This window comes from Amycolatopsis sp. Hca4, from assembly GCF_013364075.1.
Taxonomy (GTDB): Bacteria; Actinomycetota; Actinomycetes; order Mycobacteriales; family Pseudonocardiaceae; genus Amycolatopsis.
On sequence record NZ_CP054925.1, the window covers coordinates 3,050,311 to 3,072,761 of the forward strand.

Here is a 22,451-nt window from a genome sequence, read left to right on the forward strand (position 1 = left end):
TCGGAGGAGTTCGGGCACACTGCTTCGACGGCAGGCTCAGTGCCCGGAACCGGCCCGGGCGTTACACGAGGAGTTCGGATGGACTGGGAACCGACCCGAAGGTCCCTGCACGGCGTGGCCGAGCTGCTGCTGGCCGGCCCCCAGCACCGCGCGACGGGCCGCATCGACCTGTCGGTCACCGACGGCGGCTTCGCCACGGCAGCCGGGCCCGCGCTGCGCGTCGAGGGTGCCGAGCTGGTGGCCGGTGACACCCGCCTGCGGCTGGCCGGGCGGACGTACGCCGAGGTCGCGGCGGAGGCGGGGATCGAAGCGGGCGCCCCGGCGGGGGTCTATTCCGGGGGTCCGGGCATCCGGCCGGACGAGCCGATCGTCTTCGCCGCCGACGTGCTGGCCGCGCTGGTGCGGGCGTTCACCGAGGGCGACCGCGCGCTGCGGGCCTTCGCGCCGGAGTCGGTCCCGATCCTGTGGCCCGAGCACTTCGACGTCGCGATCTCGGTGGCGGAGGTGAACTACGGGGTCTCCCCCGGCGATGGGTACGTCGGTGAGCCGTATGCCTACGTCGGTCCGTTCACCCCGCGGGAGGGTGGCTTCTGGAACGCGCCCTTCGGCGCGGCACGCGCGGTGTCGGAGCTCGGCGACGCGGCCGCGATCGCGGCGTTCTTCGCGGAAGGCCGCGCCGCTTTGTGATGAGGCGAGCGCCGGTCAACGGACGATCTTGGCCGAGCCGAATCCGAGCGGGTACCGGCCGACGTTGTACCCCTTGGCCGGCCCGTTGAGGTTGCATTCGATGTTGATCCGCGCAGCTCCCTGCAACGGGAAGGAGATGTGTTTCACCTCGGACGGCTTGACCGTGTCCTGCCACAGGACTTTCGTGCCGGTCAGGATTTTCACCGTGCACGGGATCTCCTGCTGGACTTCCGGTGACGGATCGGCGTCGTTCACGCCGATCGTGGCGTCGAAAGTGCGGTAACCGCCCACTGCGAACGGTGCCAGCGTCTTCCCCATGCCGAAAATGCACCCGACTTCGATGCTGTCCGGGTAGAAAGTGCCGTCCAAGGTGAGGGCGGGGTTCTGGTTCAACCCGCGGCTGTCGCCGACCTTGATGTCGGAGAGGAACTTCTCGGAGGGTTCCTCGGTCGGGGTTCGGGTCGGCGACGACGTGGTCGGCACGGACGACGCCGTCGACGAGGTCGTCGGTGTCGGATCACGATCACCACAGCCAAGACGCCCAGCACGCGGAGTGCCGACAATGCTCCGTGGGGAATCGGCGAACCGGTGCGCGGGTGGAAAACCCTTCGCAGCAGCAGTTCGCCGTGGGTTGTGGCGGCAACCAGGAGACCGATGCCGATTACGACGATGCTGAGACCCGCGACAATGATCGCAGTGGTACCCGAATTCACCGCGCTCCTCGCGACTGGACAAACGGAGTGGTCGTCGGTACACCCATCGAATTTTGCCCGAGTGCTGTTACGAAGCGTCCCTCGATCGTGTCTCGGGGCGCCGAAACGCGGCTCGCCGTGGACTGCGGATCGTCGCGCTCTTGCTCCCGATCCGATGGATCACAGCCGGCAGCCGGACCGCTCGCTGACCGGCCTGGCTCAGATCCGGTACGACCGCGCCGCGAAGGTCAGGCCGCTCGCATAGCCTCCCCACCGCACCGACCCCGGCCGTGGACTGTCCAATGCGGACAGCGGGAACTCCGCGCTCTGCGCCACCACCGACAGCCGGACCGGCCCTCGCACCGTGAGCGTCACCCCGGCCCCTTCCTGCGGTGGTGCGGAAAGCGTCAGCCCCCAGCGCCAGTCGCTCTCCGTGGACGGCCGGTTCGTTCCGCCCGGGAACGTCGCATTCCCCACCGCCGCCTGGACGACCGGGCCCGCGGCGTACAGCACCACCCGGGTCGGGCGGCCCGTCACCGAAATCCGCAGCCGGACCCGGCGAGCGTCACCGGTTGCCGTCTCGCCCACGACCTTCACCGTGGCCGCCGGTACCGGGACCACCGGGGCCGGGCCACTGCGGATCCCCTCCGAGCCGTACAACCCCGGGAACCGCTGCTCCAGCCCCGGATCGTCGTGCGGGGCGCGCTGCTCCACCCACGCGCCCGACCCGTCGCCCTCGGTCGCCCACAGCGCCTGGTTGCGGTCGGCGTCCAGCGCGTACACCAAGCTCGCCTGGGCCGGGTCGCCCGAGTCGGCCGCGGCGCCGGCCACCACCAAGCCCGTCCCGGCCAGTGCCACGACCGCCGCCACCGCCAGTGCCGGCCGGGTGGACGGCGGCGTCCGCCACGCCGGGACCACCGTCACCGCCGCCAAACCCAGCAGCAGCAACGGAACCGCCGCCAGGGCGAGCCCGACCGTGCCGAACAGCAGCCACCCGAGCGGGGCCACCAGCACCACCAACGGCACGCCGGACAACCAGGTGACCGCGGCCCGCCACGGCGACTCCGGCGGCAACCAGGCCGTCACCGCCAGCCCGGCCGCCCCGGCCAACGCCGGCCAGGTGAACACATAAGCCGCCCCCGGCAGCAGCAGCGCGGTCGCCACCGCGAGCACCGCCAGGATCGCCGTCCCACCCGCCGCGACCTCGGCCGGGCGAGCCCGGCGGGCCGGCCACAGCAGCCACAACGCCGACACCACCAGCACCAGCAGCATCAGCCCGACCCGCGCGAGCACCGGGTCGTACGGGTCGCCGCCGAGGAAGCGGCCGTCGCCCGGGTCGGCCAGGAGCAGCGCCTGCCACGCCAGCCAGCCGATCGCCGCCCCGGCCACCGGCACCAGCAGGGCCGCGCCCGCGTACCGCGCCGACGCCGCCAGGCGCAGCCGGCCGCGGCGGCGGGCGAACCACACCGCCGCGGCCGCCGCGAGCAGGGCCAGCGCCGCCGGCGGCAGGACCGCTCCGGCCGGGTAGCTCACCAGGAAACCGAACACCGTGAAGTACTCCGCCTCCCCGGTGAGTGCCGGGACGCCGTCCGCCAGCGTCCTGGTCGCCGCCAGCACCGTGTTCCCCATGTCCTGCAGGCTCGCCGGGTCCACATGGGACAGGTCGTCCAGCTCGGAGTGGTACGGCGCGCTGCCGTCGATCATCGCGAAGTTCAGCCCGGTGTGGGCCGCGCCGCGGAAGACCGTGAAGTCGGTGTCGTTCGGCAGCAGCCGGTACACCTCGCGGGACAGCGACGTCGCCAGCGGCGTACCGGCCCGCACCGCCGGCATCAGCGCGGCGCTGTGCGGCCCGGTCTCGAACATGATCGTCCGGCCCGTCGTGCCCCGGGCGTCCAGGTTCAGCACGACGTCCCGCGCCGGGTCCCCGGCCAGGCCCGCCTCGGTGAACGCCCGCGCGCCCAGCAGCCCGGCTTCCTCGCTGTCGGTGAACAGGAAGGTGACGTCAGCCCTCGGGGCCGGTCCCGAGGTCAGCGCCCGCGCGATCTCCAGCAGAGTCACCACGCCCACGCCGTCGTCGGTGGCGCCGGGGCCGATCTCCACCGAGTCGTAGTGGGCCACCAGCAGCACCCGGCCCGCCCGCGCGGTGCCGGGCAGCGTCGCGGACACGTTCTGCACCCAGCCGTAGGTGCGCCCGCCGTCCCCCGCGCCGGCCCGCTGCACGGACGGCCGCAGCCCCAGCTCGGTGAGCCGGGCCACCAGCCGGTCCCGGACCTGCTCGTTGGCGGCCGACCCGGCCGGGTGCGGCTGCTCGGCGAGCTGCGCCAGCTCGGCCTGCGCCCGGATCGCCGAGAAGCCGGCCGCCGGCGCGTTCGACGGCCGCGGCGCGGGCGCGATCGCGCTCTGCAGCACGGAAAGCACGCCGAGCAGCAGGACCAGCGCACCGGCGGCCCACGCGGGCCACGCCCGGCGCACAACCGGCCGCTCGTCGGGAGTGGCGAACCGGGGATCGGGTTCCTTCACCGTGGTCAGGGTGGGCTCCTCACAGGAGCCGGAGCCGCTGGCCCCGGCCGGCTTTCTCCGCCTGGGCGCGGACTTCGGCGAACAGCGCCACGTCCAGCACGCCCAGGCCGAACGGGTTGACGACGACGTAGCCCTCCTCGACCGGCTTGGCCGGTTCGGCCAGCAGTTCGGCGATCGTCGCGGTGACCGAGGGCCCCGCGGCGGCGGCCGGGGCGATCCGGCCCTCGCCGATCAGCCGGCCCAGCGGGCGGCGCGGGTTCTCGACGATGAGCTCGAGATCGTCGATGTACAGCGCGCGGGCGCCGATCAGCACCTCGTCGGTCAGGTCGCCGAGGGAGACGTTGACCAGCAGCGCTCCCGGGGCGATCCACTCCTCGCGGACGTAGCCCTCGGACGCGGTGGTGAGGAAGAAGACGACATCACGGCCCGCCATGGCCTCCGGGACGCCCGGGGCGAGGGTGACCCGCAGCCCGGGGTGCCGGGCGGTCAGCGACCCGGCCAGAGCTTCCGCGGCGGCGGTCCGCTCGTCGAAGAGGGTGACGTCGGTGACGGTGTCCGTGCGGGACAGCAGCAGGGCCAGGTGGAGCCGGGCCTGGGTGCCGCAGCCGACGACGCCGACCCGCTCGGCGGCGCCGTAGCCGGCCGCGTCGACGGCGAGGGCGCTGACCGCCGCGGTGCGCACGGCGCTGAGGACCCCGACCTCCATCACCGTGGTCACCCGCGCGGTTTCGGAGTCGAAGCACAGGCCGAGCCCGCCCGCGCGCTCCATGCCGAGCTCCGGGTTGGTGACGCTGGCGTTGATGATCTTCATGCCGAAGTCCCGGCCCGCCACCGCGCCGGGCATGCCGATCGAGCGCGTGTAGGCGCCCTTCCCGTTGTGCCACGCCAGGTACGCCTCGCCGGGCAGGGTCGTGTCCCCGGCGCCGTGGGCGAGGAGGGCGTCGCGGACGACGCCGACCGGGTCGCAGTCCGCCAGGCACTCGACGACCTCGTCGCGGCGGAGGAAGAGCAGGGACTCGGGCCGGGGCTCGGCCAGTGCGCCGGTCAGCCAGGAACTCATGACCTCATCACCGTTTCGCTCGGGGACAGGGGCTCGGCCGGGCTGAGCCCGTAGGTCCGCTCGACCCAGTCCGAGTCGTAGATCGTGCTCAGGTAGCGGTCGCCGAAGTCCGGCGAGATCGCGACCACCGTGCTGCCCGGCGGGATGCGCTCGGCGTAGCCGCGGATGGCCCGGACCACCGTGCCGGTGGAGCCGCCGACGAGCAGCCCGATGCGGCGCGACAGCTCGCGGCACTCGCGGATCGTGTCGATCTCGCGGATCCGGACCAGGTCGTCGGGTGCGGTCGGGTCGCAGATCTCGGGGTGCCTGCTGGTGCCGAGGCCGGGGATGTGCCGCGGGCCCGGCGCCTGCCCGAAGGTGACCGAGCCGACCGAGTCGGCGGCGATGATCCGGGTGGCCGGGGACGCCCGGCGGAAGGCTTCGACGCAGCCCATGAGCGTGCCGGCCGTGCCGACCCCGACGAACAGGTAGTGCACGTGCGGCACGGCGGCCAGGATCGAGCGCGCGGTGAGCCGCGCGTGCACGCCGGGGTTGGCCGGGTTGGCGTACTGGTTCACCCACACCAGGTCCGGGTCCTCGCGCAGCAGCCGCTCGATGAGCCGGATCCGGGTGGCCAGGAACCCGCCGTTCTCGTCGCGGTCGCGCACGGTCAGCACCTCCGCGCCCATGGCCCGCATGTGCTCGATCGCCTGCGGGTTGGTCACCGGGTCGACCACGCAGGTGAACCGGTAGCCGCGCTGGGCGCAGACCAGGCTCAGGGCCACCCCGAGGCTGCCGGACGACGACTCGACGATCCGCCCGCCCGGCCGCAGCCTGCCGTCGCGCTCGACCGAGTCCACCAGGCCGAGCGCGGTCTTGAACTTGATCGACCCGGCCGGGTTGAGGCCCTCGATCTTGAGGATGACCCGGCTGCCGGGCAGGACGTCGGGCAGTTCGAGGAACACGTCGTCGAACACGAGCTCGGTGGCGTCGCGGTGGATGCGGGTCATCGGCAGCCGATCCGCAGGGCGGGGGCGCCCGGGCCGAACGGGCTCGCGCCGGGGTCCGCGAGGCAGCCGGCCAGCACGGTCAGGTAATCCTCCGCCAGGTCGGCGGCGCGCTGCCGGGAGAAGTCGCGGCAACGGTAGGTGACGTACAGCGTCGCGTGCTCGTCGTCGTGGCCGAGGCGCACGGTGAGCGGCCGCTCGGCGTACGGCCAGCGCGGCGGCAGGGGCTCCAGGGCCGGCCCGGCCCCGTCGGTCGCCGTCTCGCGGTCGACGCCGAACTCGAGGTGGTCGAACAGCTCCCGGGGCACGTCGGCGTGGTCGAGGTCCTCGGCGAAGCGGTCCCGCACGGTGGCCAGCAGAGCTTCGAAGGACGGGTCGCCCGCCAGGTCGAGCCGGCTCACCATCGAGTGGGAGAAGTCGGCGATGAGCCCTTCCACCTCGGCGCGGTCGCGGACCGCGACCGGGACCGGGACGGCGACGTCCCGGACGCCGCCGAGCCGCGCGAGCAGCACCTGGAACGCGGCGAGCGCGGTGACGAACACCGTGACGCCGTGCGCCCGGCCGACCGTGCGCAGCCGCGCGAACAGCGCGTCCGGGACGGCCGCAGTGTGCAGGTCGCCCTGGTGCGCGGGCCCGTCGAACGGCGGGGAGTCCGACGGGATCGGGACGGCCGTCGCGCCGGCGAGCCGGGTGCGCCAGTACCCGGCCGTCGCCGCGGGCCGCTCCCGCTGCCACAGCACGTAGTCGGCGTACTGGATCGGCAGGGGCGCCAGGTCGCCGCCGAGGTAGGCCTCGGCGAGGTCGGCGAGCAGCACCTCAGTGGCTCGGGCGTCGGCGATGACGTGGTGCAGCACCACGACGACGATGTGGTCGTCGGCCGCCAGCCGGAGCACCCGGAACCGGAGCAGCGGGCCGGTGCGCAGGTCCATCGCCGGTTCGAGGGCGGCCAGGGTCTGGGCGGCGAAGTCGTCCTCGGTGGCTTCGACGACGGTCACCGGCACGTCCATCGCCGGGTGGACCACCTGGACGACGTCGTCGCCGTCCGGCTCGAACGTCGTCCGCAGCGTCTCGTGCCGCCGGACCACGGCCGCGAGCGCGCGCTCGAGCGCGGGCACGTCCAGCGCGGCGCGCAGCCGGAGTCCACTGAGGACGACCCGGTCCGGCCGCGCCGGGTCGCGCCAGGCCTTGACGCACGCCGCGGCCTGTCCCGGGGACGCCGGGAACCGGGCAGGCCCGGCGGGGCGCGGCCGGCGCGGGATGCCCTGGTCCTTGCCGCGCAGCCGGCGCAGCAAGGCGGCTTCCAGCTCGGCGCGCGAAGTCGTTTCAGCGGGTCCCACGCCTCACCCGCCCTGCGGCTGGTGGGTGCGGCCGAGGTCGGTCGCGAACGCGCGCAGCAGCGCGTCGGGACCGGGGATGAACCCGTAGTGCGGCCCGGGGAGCAGCCGGAACGAGGTCTCGCCGAGGTCCGACCAGTCGTGCAGCAGCTCGTGCGGGACTTCGACGTCGGCGTCCCAGCCGAGCACGGAAGCCGGACAGGGCAACGGGTCCGGCGGGCTGACCCCGTACGCCTTGTGCGCGTCCACATCGGACAGCAGCACCTCGAGGCTCAGGTCGACCATGTCCGGGCGCGGGACGCCGCCGAGCTCGGTGATCAGCGTGACGACCTCCGCGCGCAGCTCGTCCTCGGACATCTCCAGGAACCGCCCGTGCGGGCCCTTGTGCGGCGCGACCTGGGAAGACACGAAGAGGCGGGTGGGCACCGGCAGGCCGCGCCGCTGGAGCCGCAGCGCGGTTTCGTAGGCGACGAGGGCCGAGCTGCAGTGCCCGAAGAAGGCGAACGGCCGGTCGAGGTAGGGCGCGAGGGCGTCGCAGAGCATCTCGGCCAGGGAACCGAAGGAGGAGAACGGTTCCTCCCGCATCCGGTTCTCCCGCCCCGGCAGCTGCACCGGGCAGAGCTCGATGTCGGCGACCCTGGCCGGCCACTGCCGGTACATGCTGGCGCCGCAGCCGGAGTACGGCAGGCAGAACAGCCGGACCCCGGCGTCCGGGGCGGGTTCCCGCAGGAACCACCGGGGACGGCGGGGCGCGCGGGTGGCGGTCACGAGTCCTCCTTCACCGACGCCGCAGGGTCCTGGTCGAGCATCCGCTGCAGCACCATCGGGGCCAGGGTGGCGATGTCGACCCGGGTGGTCAGGTCGCGGACCCGGAACTCCACGCCGAACCGCTCGCGGATCCGGTTGCGCAGCTGGATCAGCGACAGCGAATCGCCGCCCAGCACGAAGAAGTCGTCGTCCAGCCCCACCCGCTCGGCGCCCAGCAGCTCGCCGAACACCTCCTGCAGCTCGAGCTCGATCGGCGTTTCCGGGGCGCGGTAGGCGGCCTCGGCGGGTTCGGGCTGCGGCTCGGCGGGCCGTGTCCGCGGTGGCTCGCGCACGGCGGTCAGGTCCACCGCGGCGTCGGGGTCGGCGACCAGGCAGGCGAGGACATCGACGAACGCTTCCGCCAGTTCCACCGCGGTGGCCTCGTCGAACAGGTCGCGGGCGTACTCCAGGAAGGCCCGGTACGCCCCGGTGCCGTCCGGTTCGAGGTCGAGGGCCAGCTCGTAGCCCGCGGTGCGGGTGTCCGCCCGCAGCGGCTCGAAGGCCAGGCCCGCGGCCCGCAGGTCGACCGGCGGCTGGTTCTGCAGCACCAGCATCGCCTGCGCCTGCGGGGTGCCGGCGGTGGCACCCCGCTCCTCCCGCAGGATCTCCAGCGCCAGCTCGAACGGGAACTCCTGGTGCTCGTACGCCCCGGCGCAGGCGGCCCGCACGCGGGCGACGAGGTCGCGGCCCGAAGGCGCGTCCCCGAGGTCGACCCGCAGCAGCAGCGGGTTGACGAAGAACCCGATGAGGTTCTCCACCTCCGGCCGGACCCGCCCGGCCATCGGGGAGACCACGGTGATGTCGCGCTGGCCGCTGTAGCGGGCCAGCAGCACGTCGAAAGCGGCGAGGAAGACCATGAACGCGGTGACGCGCTCCGCCCTGGCGAACGCCTCGACCTGGTCGACGAGGGCGGCCGGGACCGCGAAGACGTGCGTGGCGCCGTCGGCCGAGGGGACGGCCGGGTGCGGCCGGTCGGTGGCCAGCGTGAGCGCGGGAGCCCCGGCGAGGCTGTCCGCCCAGTACGCCCGGAGCGCCTCCAGCTTGGCGCCGGTCAGGTTTTCCCGTTGCCACACGGCGAAGTCGGCGTACTGGATGGGCAGTGGCGGCAGCGGGGGTTCGCGCCCCTCGCGGTAGGCGACGTAGCAGGCGGCCAGCTCGGCGACGAAGATCGCCGAGGAGAGCCCGTCGGTGACGATGTGGTGCATGGTGAGCACGGCGATGTGCTCCTCGGGCGCGGTGCGCAGCAGCGCCAGCCGCACCAGCGGGCCCCGTTCGAGGTCGAACGGCACCCGGACCTCGGCGGCGACCGCGGCCTCGGCGCCGGCCGGGTCGACGTCGGTGACGCCGATGGTCAGCACCGGCGGCGCCCCGATCACCTGCACCGGGCCGTCGTCGTCGAGCTCGAACACGGTGTGCAGCGCCTCGTGCCGGGCCACCACGGTGTTGAGGCCGCGTTCGAGCGCGTCCCGGTCGAGCTCGCCGGCCAGCCGGACGGCGGCCACCACGTGGTAGGTGGCCTGGCCGGGGTCCAGCTCGTTCTCCAGCCACATGCTCTGCTGGGCGAACGAGGTGGGCACGACGAAGACGTCCTGCTCTTCTTCCTGGAGGTCGGTCATCGGCTCCGCTCCTGTGCGCGGGAGGACGCCGGCCGCTTGCGGCGGTGTGCCGAGCGGTCCAGCGCGCGGATGGGCGCGGCCGGCGCTTCTTCGGGCACCGCCTCCGGGCCCGGGGCGCTGCGGCCGTCGAGGTACTCGGCGACCTCGGCGACGGTGGGGGTCTGGAACAGCTGGCCCAGCGGCAGGTCGACGGCGAACTCCTCGCGCAGCCGGTCGACGACGAGGGCACCCATCAGCGAATGCCCGCCCAACGCGAAGAAGTCGTCGTTGATCCCCATGTGGTCGACGCCGAGGATGTCCGACCAGATGGTCAGCACGGTCTTCTGCGTGGGGGTCCGCGGCTCTCCGGAGTCCACTTCGGACTCCGGGGCCGACCCGGCCGGCGCGGTGAAGGCGGCGGTGTCGGTGGAGCCGTCGGGCCGGTACGGCCACGCGGTCACCGGCACCACCGACGCGGGAACGGCGTTGAGCGGCAACCGGTCCCGCAGCCAGCCGCGGACGACCGCGGGCATGGTCCTGGCCCACTCGGCGAAGGCGGTGTCCCCGGCCAGCGGGCCGGGACACGCGCCGGCGGTGACGGCCGCGGCGAGCACCCGCGACAGCGGCACCGCGGCACTCCCCTGCCGGCGCAGGGCCACGGTCAGCTCGGCGAACCCGCCCCCGGACGGCCCGGCCGCCGCGTCGAAACCCAGCCCGGCCGCGGTGGCGACCACCTCGGCCGGGTCCGCCCCGGCGTCGGGGGCGTCGAGGACCGTGCGCACTTCGCCGGCGGTGTCCGCGGTGGCGAGCCGGGCGAGCGCCGCCGCCACCCCGGTCAGGCCGGCCACCGGGATGCCGTGCAGGACGACGAGGTCCGGTCCGTCGGCCAGCGCGTCGGCGAGTCCTTCGCGGGTGACGTCCGCCCAGTCCAGCTCCCGCACGGGCGGCAGCGGGTCCTCCTCGCCTGCCACGTGCAGGACGACGTCGAACCGGAACCGGGTCAGCTCGCTGGGGTGCGTCCCGATCCGGCGCAGGACGGCGACGTCCCGCACCCCGGGCAGCCGGGTCGCCACCGCGCGGAACCAGTCCGGGTGCAGGGCCAGGCCGCCGGTGGTGGCGGCCCGCCGGGCGAGCGCCTCCCGCAGCCGGGACGCGGGCGCACCGACCGGGAGCCGGGCGGCCTCGGCGGCCAGGTGCGCTGCTTCCCGTGCGGTCAGGTCCGCCACGTCGGAGACGAAGACGGTGCCGCCGGGCCGGGTCGCCCGGACCGCTTCGGCGAGGGTGCGCTCGAGGTAGGCGGGGCCGGGGCAGTAGCCGGCCAGCCCGTTGACCACGACGGTGTCGAAGTCCCCGCCGAGGCCGGTGAGGTCGTCGGGCGGCAGGTCGGCCAGCTCGACGACGCCGGCCTTGGCGGCGAGCCGGTCGCGCTGCCGCTCGATCGAGCGGCGGGCGCGGCCGGAGAGCTCGGTCGCCCGGTAGGCGTCGCAGCGCGGAGCGAGCTTGAACAGCAGGTGCCCGTTGCGGCAGCCGATCTCCAGCACCCGCCGCGGTCCGGTGTCCAGGATGTGCCGCACGCCGCCGTCGAGCCACTCGCGCAGCGCGGCCGCGGGCAGGTCCGCGCCGCTGTCCGGGCTCCGCCAGCCGGTGAGGTTGAGCAGCGGGTCGCTTTCCGGGTCCCGCGCGAGGTAGTCCTGGACGAACCGCTCGCGGCCGCCGTCGCCGGCCACCGGAGCGGTCTCGGGCACGACGTGCGCGACGAGTTCGCCCGCCTCGGTGCGGGCGAGGTGGGCACGGGACACCGCCGGGTGCGCGGTCAGCTCCGCGACGACGTCGCCGAGCTCGGCCGGTCGTCCGTCGACCCAGGTGCGGCCGGCCGGCTTGCCCAGGACCTCCAGCTCGCCCCGGACGTTCCAGCGGGCCCGGTCGCCGGTGGGCACCAGCACACCGGACGCGAACACGTGGAGATCGCCCGCCACGCCGTCGGGGACGGGTTCGCCGCGCTCGTCGCGCACCTGCGGCCGGGCGCCCAGCGGGGTGCCGGCCGGGATCCGGCCGGACGGCACCGGGGCGGCCGGGTCGACCACGTGCGCGGCCACCGGGCCCACCTCGGTGAGGGAGTACAGGTTGACCAGCTCGCTCCCGGGGAACGCGCGGGCGAACGCCGCGACGGCGTCCGGCCACAACGGCTCGCCCGTGCTCAGCACGCGGGCCGCGCTGATGTCCGAAGTGGACAAATGCGCCGGGGTGGTCAGCAGCAGGTCCGCCTGCCCGGAGCCGAAGACCACCGTGGCACCCGGCCACAGCAGGGCGGTGACGAGCAGATCGGGACTGGCACCGGGTGACACGGCGATCGTCCTGGCGGGGAACCGGTCCGCCAGCGTGCGGGCCCGGGCCATCAGGTCGGCAGCGGAGTGGGTGGTCAGCGTGCCGCCCCGCGAACGCAGGCACACCGCGGCCGTCTCCGGCGCGGGCAGCGGGTCCGTGCCGGCGGAGCCGAGCGTGGCCACGTCGACGGCCGCGTCCCCGAACCGGTCCATCAGGGCCGCGGTGGTGAGCACCCGTTCCGCGGCCGCCTCGGTGATCGCCGCGGTGAGCTCGGCGCGGCTCAGGCCCGGGTCCAGCGGCAGCGCCACCGCCCCGGCCGCGAGGACGGCGGGCAGCGCGACCGCCAGTTCCGCGTTGTGCGGCAGGCAAAGCGCGACCACGCTGCCTTCGGTCACGCCGTGGTGGTCACGCAGGTCCCGGGCGAGCGAGGTGACCTCCGCGCGGCTCGGCACCACGTCCACCGGGGGCGCCACGGGAGCCGCGGGGACTTCGCCGGCCGCGGGTTCGACGGGGGTGACACCGAGCGGCAGCCGCCACACCGGGGTGTCCGGGTCGGCGACCGCGGCGGCGAGCACCGCGTACACCGAATCCAGCAGCCGCCGCACGTAGGGCTCGTCCATGATGTCGGCCGCGAACCACAGCTGCCCGGTGATGGCGCCGTCGTCGGCCGGGGTCAGCTCGAACTCGAGGTCGAACCGGGCCTTGCCGGTGTCGAGGGTGAGGATGTCCACGGCGAGCCCGGGCACCCGCAGCTCCTGCCACGGCGTGTTGTGCAGGCCCAGCATGTGCCGGATGAGCGGGGTGTGCGCGCTGGCCTCCCGCTCGGGGTTGATCTCCTCGATGATCTTCTCGAACGGCACGTCCTGGTGGGCGTACCCGTCCACCGCTTCCTGGCGGCAGCGGCGCAGCAGCTCGCGGAAGGTCGGCTCGCCGGTCAGCTCCACCCGCATCGGCAGGGTGTTGACGAAGCTGCCGACCATCGACTCGATCTCACTGCGGTTGCGGTTGGCGACCGGCACGCCGACCACCAGGTCCTGCTGCCCGGTCCACCGCGAGAGCACGGTGGACACCGCGGTCAGCAGCACCATGAACAGGGTCGCCCGCTCGGACTCGCCCAGCGCGGTGAGCCGGCCGACCAGCTCGGCCGGGACGTGCACCTCGCACATGCCGCCGTCCCAGCTGCGGTCGGCGACCCGCAGCCGCCCGGTGGGCAGGTCGAGTGCGTGCGCGCCGGTGAGCCGGGCGCGCCAGTACTCGAGGTGCTCGTCGAGCGCGCCGGTGGCCTGCCAGTCCTGCTGCCACAGGGCGAAGTCGCCGTAGTGCAGCTCCGGTTCGGGCAGCGCGGGCGGCCGGCCCGCGGCGTAGGCGTCGTACAGGGAAGCCAGTTCCTGCAGCAGGATGCCGAGCGACCAGCCGTCGGTGGCGATGTGGTGCTGGCTGAGCAGCAGCAGGTGCTCGTCGTCGGCCACGCGCAGCAGGGCCGGCCGCAGCAGCAGGTCCTTCGTCAGGTCGAAGGGGCGGTCGACTTCTTCGGCGTACCGGGCGCGCACGGCTTCGTCACGGGCGGCCGGGTCGAGCTCGCGCAGGTCGGCGACGGGCATCGGGACCGGGCCGGGCGGGTTGACCCGCTGCACCGAGGTGCCGGCGTCGACGAGGTGGAACGTCGAGCGCAGCACCTCGTGCCGCCGCACCAGTTCGTCGACGCAGCGCTGCAGGACGGCCGGGTCGGTGTGCCCGCGCAGGGTGGCCGCGCCGACGATGTTGTACATCGTGGACGCCGGCTGCAGGCGGTGGAAGAACCACATGCGCTCCTGGGCGAACGACAGCGGCAGCGCCGACCGGTCGCCACCGCGCGCCACGATCGGGGACTCCCCGCGGTCGACGCCCTCCTCGTCGAGCATCCGGTCCAGGAGCTTGCGCTGCTCCGGACTGAGCCAGTCGTTCCCCATGGAGTCGAACCACCTTCGTTCCGAAGAGATCCCGCGCACGAACATCGGTGGGGCCCATCCTTCCCAGCCCACCGGACGGCGGTAGTCGGTGACGTCCCGGACGCCGCCGGGCCCGGGGTCGTTTCCCCGACTGGCGTCCCGGGCCGCGCCGCCGGGACGCTGGCCACCGACCCCGGACACGAGAGGCGGACATGTCACTCCGGACAGGGATCCAGCCGGTGCACCGGTGGGTCGAGCAGCGGGCCGCCGAGACCCCGGACGCGGTGGCGGTGCTCGCCGACACCGATTTGAACGCGGTGTCGCGCACCTACCGCGAGCTCGACGAGTCGGCCAACCGGATCGCCCACTGGCTGCGGGCCAAGGGCGTCGGCGCCGAAGACCGGGTGGGCGTCCACCTCGACCGCGGCCTCGACCTGATCGCCGTGCTGCTCGGCGTCTTCAAGGCCGGCGCGGTCTACGTGCCGCTCGACCCGCACCTGCCCGCCGCCCGGCTGGCCCACGTCCGGGCCGACTCGGCGCCCGCGGTGACGCTCACTTCCGGCGCTCTCCCGCTGGACGGCGCCCTTCCGGTGGAGGCGCTGCACGCGGAGTGGGCGAACTTCCCGGCCACGCGGCCGGACGTGCCGTACCTGGGTGCGGCTGCCGCCTACGTCGTCTACACGTCCGGGTCGACCGGGACGCCGAAGGGCGTGGTCGTGCCGTACGAGGCCCTCGCGACCCAGCTGGGGTGGCTCTGCACCCGGTTCGGGTTCGGCGCGGACGACGTCGTCCTGCACAAGACGCCGCTGGCGTCGGACCCGTCGCTGTGGGAGCTGCTGGTGCCGGTGATGAGCGGCGGACGGCTGGTGCTCGCCGAGCCGCTCAACCACGGCGACCCGGCCTACCTGCTGGACGTGCACGACCACTACGGCGTCACCGCGTGCGACTTCTTCCCCTCGCTGCTGCGCCACTTCCTGGCCGAACCGCGGGCCGCCGAGCGGGCGGCCGCGCTGAGCACGGTGATCTGCGGCGGCGAGGAGCTCAACGCCGAGCTGGCCGCCCGGTTCGCCGAGGTGCTGCCCGGTGCCGCGCTGTACAACCTCTACGGGCCGACCGAGGCGACGATCGCGGTCACCCTGCACGAGGTCGCGCCGGGGGCGGCCGACCCCATCCCGATCGGGCGGCCCGTCCCGGGCACGGAGATCCTGGTGCTCGACCCGGCGGGCGTGCCGTGCCCGCCCGGGGTGACCGGCGAGCTGGTCATCGGGGGTGGCCAGCTGGCGCGGGGCTACCAGGGACGGCCGGCGCAGACCGCGGAACGCTTCGTGCCGCACCCCGCCCGCGCCGGGGAACGCCTGTACCGCACCGGGGACCGGGCCCGGTGGCGGCCGGACGGCGTCCTGGACTTCCTCGGCCGGCTGGACCACCAGGTCAAGATCCGCGGCCACCGGGTGGAACCCGCCGAGGTGGAGGCCGCGCTGGCCGCGCGGCCCGAGATCGCCCAGGCGCTGGTGGTGGCCCGGCCCGCACCCGGCGGCGGGCACCGGCTGGTGGCCTACCTGACCCGCGCGGCGGGCGCGCCGGAGCTGCCGGTCGCGGCACTGCGGCGGACGCTGGCCGGGCAGCTGCCGCCGGCGATGATCCCGGCCGTGTTCGTGTGGCTGGCCGAGTTCCCGCTCACCGCCGTCGGCAAGATCGACCGGGCCGCGCTCCCGGCCCCGCCCGGGTGATGGCCACCACCGGATCCGGGACCTCCATCCCGCACCCCGACAGCCCCAGCGGTTCCGGCGGTTCCGCCACGCAACCACCGGCCTCGACCGAGCCCACCACCGAAACCACGGCGAACCGGCCGGCTCGACCCGGCCACGCTCCCCGCCCCGCCCAGGCGATGGCCACCACCGAACCCGGAACCTCCACCCCGCACCCCGACAGCCCCGGCGGTTCCGCCACACGACCAGCAGCCTCGACCGAGCCCACCGCCGGAACCACGGCGAACCGGCCGACTCGACCCGGCCACGCTCCCCGCCCCACCCAGGCGATGGCCACCACCGAATCCGGAACCTCCACCCCGCACCCCGACAGCCCCAGCGGTTCCGCCGCACGACCACCGGCCTCGACCGAGCCCGCCACCGGAACCCGATCGAAGCGGCCGGACCCGCGGTTCTGGTACCTCTGGAGCGCCACCACCATCTCCGGCCTCGGCGACGGTGTGCGGTTCGCCGCCTTCGCGCTCTTCGCCGCGGTGCTGACCCGTGACCCGCTCCCGGTGGCGCTGGTGACGGTGGCCGGGCAGCTGCCGTGGCTGCTGGTCGGCCCGTTCTCCGGGGTGGTGGTCGACCGGTTCGACCGGGTGCGGACGCTGTGGCTCTGCGAACTGGGCCGGGCCGCGACCATGGGCGCGTTCACCCTGGTCACCGTGCTCGGCGGGACCGGCATCGCGGTGCTGGTCGGCACGGCGTTCCTGCTCAGCTGCCTGGACACGCTGGCCGACAACCTGTCGCAGGCGATCACCCCGGACGTGGCCGGGTCGCGGTCGCTGGACTCGGCCAACAGCCTGCTCTTCGGCGGCCAGATGGTCACCACCGAGTTCATCGGCACGCCCATCGCGGCGCTGCTGTTCGCCTGGGCGTACGCGGTGCCGTTCGCGGTGGACACGGTCAGCTTCGTGGTGTCGGCGCTGTTGATCATGGCGCTGGGCCGCCGTCGGCCGCCCGTGCCGCGGCCCCCGGCGGCGGCACGGGGATCGGTCGCCGCCGACACGGCCGGGGCCGTCCGGTGGCTGCTGCGCCACCGCCTGCTGCGGTCGCTGTGCCTGCTCATGGGGGTGCTGAACTTCGCCGTCGTCGGCGTCCTCGGCATCGCCGTCCTGTACGCGCTGGAGGTGCTGCACGTCAGCCCGGTGCTGTACGGCGTGCTGATGGCCCTCATCGCGGTGGGCGGCCTGCTCGGCTTCGCGGTCACCCCGGCCCTCAGGGCGCGGATCGGCGCGCGGCGGACGCTGCTGCTGGCCTTCGCGCTGTGCCCGGTCCCGCTGCTGGTGGCCGCGCTGACCTCGGACGCCTGGGTGGCGGCGCCCGCGTTGCTGCTGGTCGGCGCGGCCGCGTCGCTGGGCGGGGTGGTGAGCACGACGCTGCGGCTGCGGCTGATCCCGGCGGAGAGCTACGGGCGGGTCAACGCCGCCTACCGGCTGTTCGTCAACGGCCTGGCCCCGCTCGGCGCCTTCGCCGGCGGGCTCGCCGCCCAGCAGTTCTCGCTGCGGGCGCCGTTCTTCGTCGCGGCGGCGGCGACCGCGGCGCTGGTGGTGCTGGGCGCGCGGCTGCTGCGCGGGCTGCGCGAGTAGCGGTTTCCCCGACTTCCCCGCCCCGGCCTCACCGTCCGAGGATCGACGAAACCGCCGCGACGGATGGAGCCGCATGACTGGGTCAGCTGTGTCGTCCCGGCCGGTCGACGGCGAGGTCAGGGCCGTGCCCCCGGCCACCCTGCCGCAGCTGTTCGAGGCGGCCGTGCGGGCGCACCCGGCGGCCCCGCGCTGCTCGCCGACGAGACGGGCGTGCTCACCTTCGCCGAGCTGAACGCCCGGGCGAACCGGCTCGCGCACCTGCTGATCGGCCGGGGCGCCGGGCCGGAGCGGGTGGTGGGGGTGGCCCTGCCCCGGTCGCCGGACGCGATCGTGGCCATGGTGGCCGTGCTCAAGGCGGGCGCGGTCTACCTGCCGCTCAACCCGGAGTACCCGGCCGAACGCCTCGCCGTGATGGTGGGCGACGCCGCCCCGGTGGCCGTGCTCGCGGCGGACAGCCTCGACCTCGGCCCGGCTCCGGTGCTGCGGTGGGACACGCTCGCGCTCGGGGACTTCCCGGACACCGACCCGGCCGACGCCGACCGCGTCGCCCCGCTGGACCCGGCGCACCCGATCTACCTGATCTACACCTCCGGCTCGACCGGCGTCCCCAAGGGCGTCGCGATGCCGGCCACGAGCCTGGTCAACCTGCTGGCCTGGCACGGCGACCGGTTCGCGACCGGGCCGGGCACGCGCACGGCCAACCTCTCGGCCATCGGCTTCGACTTCGCCATGCACGAGGTCCTGGCCGCCCTGGTGCACGCCAAGTGCCTGGTCGTCCCGGCCGAGGACGTCCGCACCGACCCGATCCGGCTGGCCCGCTGGCTCGACCGGCACCGGGTGCACCAGGTGTTCCTGCCGAACGTGCTCATCGAGTCCCTGTGCGAGGCGGCGGCCGTGGCCGGGGTGGCGCTGGAAGACCTGCGCGACATCGTCCAGTCCGGCGAGCCGCTGGTGCTCGGCGAGACCCTGCGCGGCTTCCTCCGCACCCATCCCGGGCTGCGCGTCCACAACCACTACGGCGCCACCGAAATGCAGGACGCGACCACGTGGTCGTCCGGCGGCAGTCCGGTACCGACCATCGGCCGTCCACTGTGGAACGTCCGGGTGCACGTGCTGGACGAGGACCTGCGGCCGGTGCCGGACGGCGAGGTGGGCGACCTCTACGTCGCGGGCGCCGGCCTGGCCCGCGGCTACCTCGGGCGGCCGGGGCTGACCGCCGAGCGCTACCTGCCCGACCCGTTCGGCGCGCCCGGTGACCGGATGTACCGCACCGGCGACCTCGCCCGGTGGACCGCCGACGGGGAGCTGGACTGCCTGGGGCGCAAGGACAACCAGGTCAAGATCAACGGTTTCCGGGTGGAGCTGGGCGAGGTCGAGGGCAGGCTGCGGGCGCTGCCGGGCATCCGGCAGGCCCTGGTGCTGCCCCGGCCGACGGCAGGCGGCGGCAAGCAGCTCGTGGCCTACGTCGTCGGCGCGGACCCGGACGCCACGGCGATCCGGGCGGAGCTGGCGCGGTCGCTGCCCGCGCACATGGTTCCTGCCGCCGTGCTCGCGCTGCCCGAGCTGCCGGTCGCCCCGAACGGCAAGGTGGACCTGAAAGCCCTGCCCGCCCCCGCGTTCGCGACCGGTGCCGCCGAGGCCGAGACGCCGGAGCAGCAGGCGCTGGTGGACGCGTTCACCGCCGCCCTCGGTGTCCCCGCCGGGGTGGACGACGACTTCCTCGCCCTCGGCGGCGACAGCCTCGGCGCGGTGCGGCTGGTGGTCCTCGCCCGGCGGGCCGGGCTGGCGCTGGACACCCGGCAGGTCTTCGAGCTGGGCACCCCGCGCCGGCTGGCCGCGGGCGCGGCGGCCGCGGCGGCCCCGGCGATCCCGGTGCGGCCGCTGGTGGCCCTGCACCACCACCAGCTCAACCGGCTGCGCGCGGTCCACCCCGGCCTGACCGAGATCCTGCCGGTGACGCCGGTGCAGCGGGGTTTCCTGTTCCACCGCCTGCAGGACACCGACAGCTACACCGAACAGCTGCGGCTGGAGCTGGCCGCCCCGGTCGACGCGGCGGCCCTGCGCGCGGCGGCCGTCTCGGCCCTGCGCCGGCACGCCCCGCTGCGCGCCGCGTTCGAGGTCGCCGGCCTGCCGGAACCCCTGCAGGTGATCGTGGGCGAAGCCGAGCTGCCGTGGCGCGAAACGGACCTGCGGGCGCTGGCCCCGGCCGAGGCGCGGGCCCGGGCGGACATCCTGGCCGGCCGGAGCAGGGCCACCCCCTTCGACGTGCGCACCCCGCCGCTGCTGCGCCTGCACCTGGTCCACCTGCCGGGCGGCACCGCGCACCTGGTCCTCGACTACCACCACCTGCTGCTCGACGGCTGGTCGGTGACGTTGCTGGTGCGCGAGCTGCTGACCCCGGCGGAGACCCCGGTGCCGCCGCTGCGCGACTGGTTCCGCGTCCTGCGCGCCAAGGACCGGGACGCGGCGGCCGCGGCCTGGAAGTCCACAGTGGACGGCGTGGCCCCCACGGTGCTCGCCCCGCCGGTGGACGGCACGTCGGCTTCGGCCCACCACGTCGTCGAGCTGCCGGCCGCGGAGACGGCCCGGCTGGTGGCGCTGGCGCGGGCGGACCGGCTGACGCTGAACACGGTCGTGGTGGCGCTGTGGGGCGCCGTCCTGGCCGCCGAGACGGGCGGCGGGCCGGCGGTGTTCGGGACGACGGTGTCCGGGCGGACGGCCGAGGTGCCCGAGGTGGAGAGCCTGGTGGCGATGCTGGTCAACACGGTGCCGGTGGTGGTGACCGTGGACCCCCGCGAGCCGGTGCGGGCGTTGCTGCGGCGGGTGCGGGCCGAGCAGCTCGCCCTGGCCCCGCACCAGCACCTCGGCCTCGGCGCGATCCGGCGCCTGGCGTCGTGGGAGTCGGAGTTCGACACGCTGCTGGTGTTCGAGAACCCGGACCTGCTGCTGGACGACCCGCGGATCCTCGACGTGCGCCACAGCGACGACACGCACTACGCGCTGAGCCTGCTGGTCACCCCGGGCGAGACGCTCCGGATCGCGTTCACCCACCGGCCGCACCTGCTCCCGGCGGCCCGGGTCCACCGCCTGGCCGACGAGCTGCTCACGCGCCTGACGGCAGTCACCTGCCTGTCGTGAGCGGGGGACTCCCCCACCCACGACAGGCAGGAAACCTCAGCCGGCCAACGTCGAACGAGCCGTGATCTCCCCGAAGGACCGCAGATCCGGCACCCCGAGCTGCTCCGCCAGCGCCGCCGTCACCGGCCCCAGCGCGCCGTCGTGCGGGACCGGCGAACCCGACGCGCCGAGGATCCACACCCCGCCGCACTGCGGGCGGTAGGTGCACTCCACCGGCGAGCCGTCGACCGGCACCGTCGTGGTCCGCTCCCCCGGCCCGAGGTCCGTCCCCGGCACTTCGATCCACAGCGACGCCGACGGTGTCTCGCGGACGACCTCCCGGTACACCTGCTCGACGTCCTGCCACCGGACCCCGGCCGCCTCGGGGCGGTGGTCCTGGACGGCGCGGTTGAGCAGCCGGGTCGGGAACTCCGGCCAGCCCGGCCGGACGCCGATACCCGACACGTGCCGCGGGTTCAGCTCGGTGGCCACGAAGCCGTCCTCGCCGGACAGACCGTCCACACTGAACACCCCGGTGTAGCCCAGCGACGCCGACAGCTCCTCCCCGACGCGGCGGGCGTAGCCGCGCAACGTCTCCGTGCGGGCGGCCGCCGGGCGCCAGGCCGTCGAGCAGCCGCCGTACACCAGCTGCCCGGTGCTCGGCCGGTGCAGGGTGATCACCTCGATCGGGTCGAAGACGGCCACGCCGTCGTCGAAGACCATGCCCATCAGGCTGCACGGGACGCCGGGCACGAAGGTCGCGAGCCGAACCCGTTCGGTGCGCACCCGCAGGGCTTCGACCGCCCGGTCCAGCTCGGCGCGGGACCGCACCCAGCGCAGGCCCTGGGAGCTGCCCAGCACGTCCAGGGTGGTGTCGATGGCGATCATCACGCCGTGGCCGCGGTCCAGTGACACGGCGGTGGCGGCCAGGCCGGGGTCGTCGACGTCGACGATCGCGTGCGGCGGGGCCGGGATGCCGACCCGTTGCCACAGCCGGTCGATGCGGGTCTTGTCCTCCCAGCCGGCCCACTGCGGCCGCCAGTGCCCGTAGGCCGGACGGCCGCCCAGCTCGGCGAACTCGCCGTAGGTGGTGCCGAGCACCTCCCACTCGCGGCCGGGGTCGAGGCCGTCGAGCCAGTCGACGATCTCCGGCGGCTTGGTCGCCAGCCACGCCTCGTACTGCCGGTGCGACATCTCCAGGCCGTGCTCGGCGCAGCTGAACACGTGCTCGGCCGGCGGGTCGTCCGGCCGCGGCACGGTGTTGATCACCACGGCCCGCAGCCGGGCGCCGGACAGGCGCAGCTCTTCGGCGAGCGCCTTCATGCCGCCGTTGAAGTGGTTGACGGCCATGACGACGTCACGGCCGGTCCAGCGGGCCCGCATGGCGTCGATGACGCCGCCGAGGCGCTCCTTCGGCGTGCCGGTCACGAGGAGGCGTCCATCCGCTGCCGCAGGCTCAGCGGCCGCATGTCGGTCCACACCCGGTCGATGTGGGCGAGGCAGGCTTCCTTCGTGCCCGAGGTGCCCTCCGCCCGCCACCCGGCGGGCACGTCGGCGTCCGCCCGCCAGATCGAGTACTGCAGCTCGTCGTTGAGCACGACCAGGTAGGTCTGCTCATCGGTTTCCGCGGCTGTCATCGGTCCTCCTCGGTGTCGTCGGGTCGTCCGCGAGCAGCGCGGCGACCTCGTCGTCGGTCAGGTCGGCCAGCTCGTCCAGTGCCCGCCGCAGCTCGTCCGGGTCGGCCTGCTCCAGCCGGGCGGCCCGCACGGCCGCGGCCAGGCCGGCGACGGTGGTGCCGCCGCCGAGCAGGTCGGCGGCGGACAGCTCGACGCCGAACTCGCGGCGGATGCGGGCCACGATCCGGGTGGCCAGCAGCGAGTGCCCGCCCAGCTCGAAGAACCCGCTCGTCACCGACACCTCCGGCAGGCCGAGCACCTCGGCCCAGATGTCCGCGAGCACCTGCTCCACCGGGTCACGCGGGGCGGTGCCACCCGGCTGGACGACCGTGGGCTCGGGCAGCGCGGCGCGGTCGAGCTTGCCGGTGCGCCCGGTCGGCAGCG

At 74.7% G+C, this 22,451-nt stretch carries 16 protein-coding genes; 5 read left to right on the forward strand and 11 right to left on the reverse strand.

Annotation, left to right across the window (positions count from 1 at the left end; translation table 11 throughout):
* Positions 1-78: 78 nt before the first annotated feature.
* On the forward strand, positions 79-687 hold the full coding sequence (locus HUT10_RS13335) for a hypothetical protein (RefSeq protein WP_176171499.1): 609 nt from the start codon (positions 79-81) through the stop codon (positions 685-687).
* 15 nt (positions 688-702) lie between these two features.
* Here HUT10_RS13335 and HUT10_RS13340 read toward each other — a convergent pair whose 3' ends face one another.
* The 8 genes from HUT10_RS13340 to HUT10_RS13375 form a co-directional block, all read right to left on the reverse strand.
* The gene (locus tag HUT10_RS13340) at positions 703-1,080 is read right to left on the reverse strand and encodes a hypothetical protein (RefSeq protein WP_176171500.1); all 378 of its coding nucleotides are present in this window, start codon (positions 1,078-1,080) and stop codon (positions 703-705) included.
* A gap of 518 nt (positions 1,081-1,598) precedes the next feature.
* Entirely contained in the window at positions 1,599-3,899 is a 2,301-nt protein-coding gene (locus HUT10_RS13345; RefSeq protein WP_176171501.1) for a M20/M25/M40 family metallo-hydrolase, read from the reverse strand.
* A gap of 19 nt (positions 3,900-3,918) precedes the next feature.
* Positions 3,919-4,959, reverse strand: coding sequence for an ornithine cyclodeaminase (locus tag HUT10_RS13350; RefSeq protein WP_176171502.1), 1,041 nt, complete (start codon positions 4,957-4,959; stop codon positions 3,919-3,921).
* Positions 4,956-5,948 carry a 2,3-diaminopropionate biosynthesis protein SbnA gene (sbnA, locus tag HUT10_RS13355; protein WP_176171503.1) on the reverse strand — a complete coding sequence of 331 codons (993 nt, stop codon included), beginning with the start codon at positions 5,946-5,948 and terminating at the stop codon, positions 4,956-4,958. The genes HUT10_RS13350 and sbnA overlap by 4 nt, the downstream gene beginning before the upstream one ends.
* Positions 5,945-7,282, reverse strand: coding sequence for a condensation domain-containing protein (locus tag HUT10_RS13360; protein WP_176171504.1), 1,338 nt, complete (start codon positions 7,280-7,282; stop codon positions 5,945-5,947). Before HUT10_RS13360 ends, sbnA begins: the two co-directional genes overlap by 4 nt.
* Positions 7,283-7,285: 3 nt before the next feature.
* Positions 7,286-8,047 carry a thioesterase II family protein gene (locus HUT10_RS13365; RefSeq protein WP_176171505.1) on the reverse strand — a complete coding sequence of 254 codons (762 nt, stop codon included), beginning with the start codon at positions 8,045-8,047 and terminating at the stop codon, positions 7,286-7,288.
* Positions 8,044-9,702, reverse strand: a complete 1,659-nt coding sequence (locus tag HUT10_RS13370) for a condensation domain-containing protein (RefSeq protein ID WP_176171506.1) — start codon at positions 9,700-9,702, stop codon at positions 8,044-8,046. The genes HUT10_RS13365 and HUT10_RS13370 overlap by 4 nt, the downstream gene beginning before the upstream one ends.
* The gene (locus HUT10_RS13375; protein ID WP_176171507.1) at positions 9,699-13,955 is read right to left on the reverse strand and encodes a condensation domain-containing protein; all 4,257 of its coding nucleotides are present in this window, start codon (positions 13,953-13,955) and stop codon (positions 9,699-9,701) included. Before HUT10_RS13375 ends, HUT10_RS13370 begins: the two co-directional genes overlap by 4 nt.
* Before the next feature lie 191 nt (positions 13,956-14,146).
* Here HUT10_RS13375 and HUT10_RS13380 point away from each other — a divergent pair, with 191 nt between their 5' ends.
* The 4 genes from HUT10_RS13380 (at position 14,147) to HUT10_RS13390 (ending at position 20,412) form a co-directional block, all read left to right on the forward strand.
* On the forward strand, positions 14,147-15,664 hold the full coding sequence (locus HUT10_RS13380) for an amino acid adenylation domain-containing protein (protein WP_176171508.1): 1,518 nt from the start codon (positions 14,147-14,149) through the stop codon (positions 15,662-15,664).
* 308 nt (positions 15,665-15,972) lie between these two features.
* Positions 15,973-17,274, forward strand: coding sequence for an MFS transporter (locus HUT10_RS13385; protein ID WP_176171509.1), 1,302 nt, complete (start codon positions 15,973-15,975; stop codon positions 17,272-17,274).
* A gap of 73 nt (positions 17,275-17,347) precedes the next feature.
* Complete coding sequence (locus HUT10_RS50920) at positions 17,348-17,506, forward strand: hypothetical protein (protein WP_254896857.1); 159 nt, start codon at positions 17,348-17,350, stop codon at positions 17,504-17,506.
* On the forward strand, positions 17,485-20,412 hold the full coding sequence (locus HUT10_RS13390) for an amino acid adenylation domain-containing protein (RefSeq protein WP_254896858.1): 2,928 nt from the start codon (positions 17,485-17,487) through the stop codon (positions 20,410-20,412). The genes HUT10_RS50920 and HUT10_RS13390 overlap by 22 nt, the downstream gene beginning before the upstream one ends.
* A 36-nt stretch (positions 20,413-20,448) precedes the next feature.
* Here HUT10_RS13390 and HUT10_RS13395 read toward each other — a convergent pair whose 3' ends face one another.
* Genes HUT10_RS13395 through HUT10_RS50925 form a run of 3 tightly spaced genes read right to left on the reverse strand, consistent with a single transcriptional unit; the run spans position 20,449 to position 22,350 of the window.
* Complete coding sequence (locus tag HUT10_RS13395) at positions 20,449-21,819, reverse strand: hypothetical protein (protein WP_176171510.1); 1,371 nt, start codon at positions 21,817-21,819, stop codon at positions 20,449-20,451.
* Positions 21,816-22,028 (reverse strand): MbtH family NRPS accessory protein, encoded by a 213-nt coding sequence (locus HUT10_RS13400; protein ID WP_176171511.1) that lies wholly within the window; start codon positions 22,026-22,028, stop codon positions 21,816-21,818. Before HUT10_RS13400 ends, HUT10_RS13395 begins: the two co-directional genes overlap by 4 nt.
* Entirely contained in the window at positions 22,006-22,350 is a 345-nt protein-coding gene (locus HUT10_RS50925) for a phosphopantetheine-binding protein (protein ID WP_254897458.1), read from the reverse strand. The genes HUT10_RS13400 and HUT10_RS50925 overlap by 23 nt, the downstream gene beginning before the upstream one ends.
* Between the last annotated feature and the right edge of the window lie 101 nt (positions 22,351-22,451).

Bases quoted from the DNA above. Each gene is read 5' to 3' on its own strand.
- HUT10_RS13385 (WP_176171509.1), top strand. From the start codon at position 15,973: ATGGCCACCACCGAATCCGGAACCTCCACCCCGCACCCCGACAGCCCC.
- HUT10_RS13380 (WP_176171508.1), top strand. From the start codon at position 14,147: ATGTCACTCCGGACAGGGATCCAGCCGGTGCACCGGTGGGTCGAGCAG.
- HUT10_RS50920 (WP_254896857.1), top strand. From the start codon at position 17,348: ATGACTGGGTCAGCTGTGTCGTCCCGGCCGGTCGACGGCGAGGTCAGG.
- HUT10_RS13350 (WP_176171502.1), bottom strand. From the start codon at position 4,959: ATGAGTTCCTGGCTGACCGGCGCACTGGCCGAGCCCCGGCCCGAGTCC.
- sbnA (WP_176171503.1), bottom strand. From the start codon at position 5,948: ATGACCCGCATCCACCGCGACGCCACCGAGCTCGTGTTCGACGACGTG.
- HUT10_RS13400 (WP_176171511.1), bottom strand. From the start codon at position 22,028: ATGACAGCCGCGGAAACCGATGAGCAGACCTACCTGGTCGTGCTCAAC.
- HUT10_RS13370 (WP_176171506.1), bottom strand. From the start codon at position 9,702: ATGACCGACCTCCAGGAAGAAGAGCAGGACGTCTTCGTCGTGCCCACC.
- HUT10_RS13335 (WP_176171499.1), top strand. From the start codon at position 79: ATGGACTGGGAACCGACCCGAAGGTCCCTGCACGGCGTGGCCGAGCTG.
- HUT10_RS13375 (WP_176171507.1), bottom strand. From the start codon at position 13,955: ATGGGGAACGACTGGCTCAGTCCGGAGCAGCGCAAGCTCCTGGACCGG.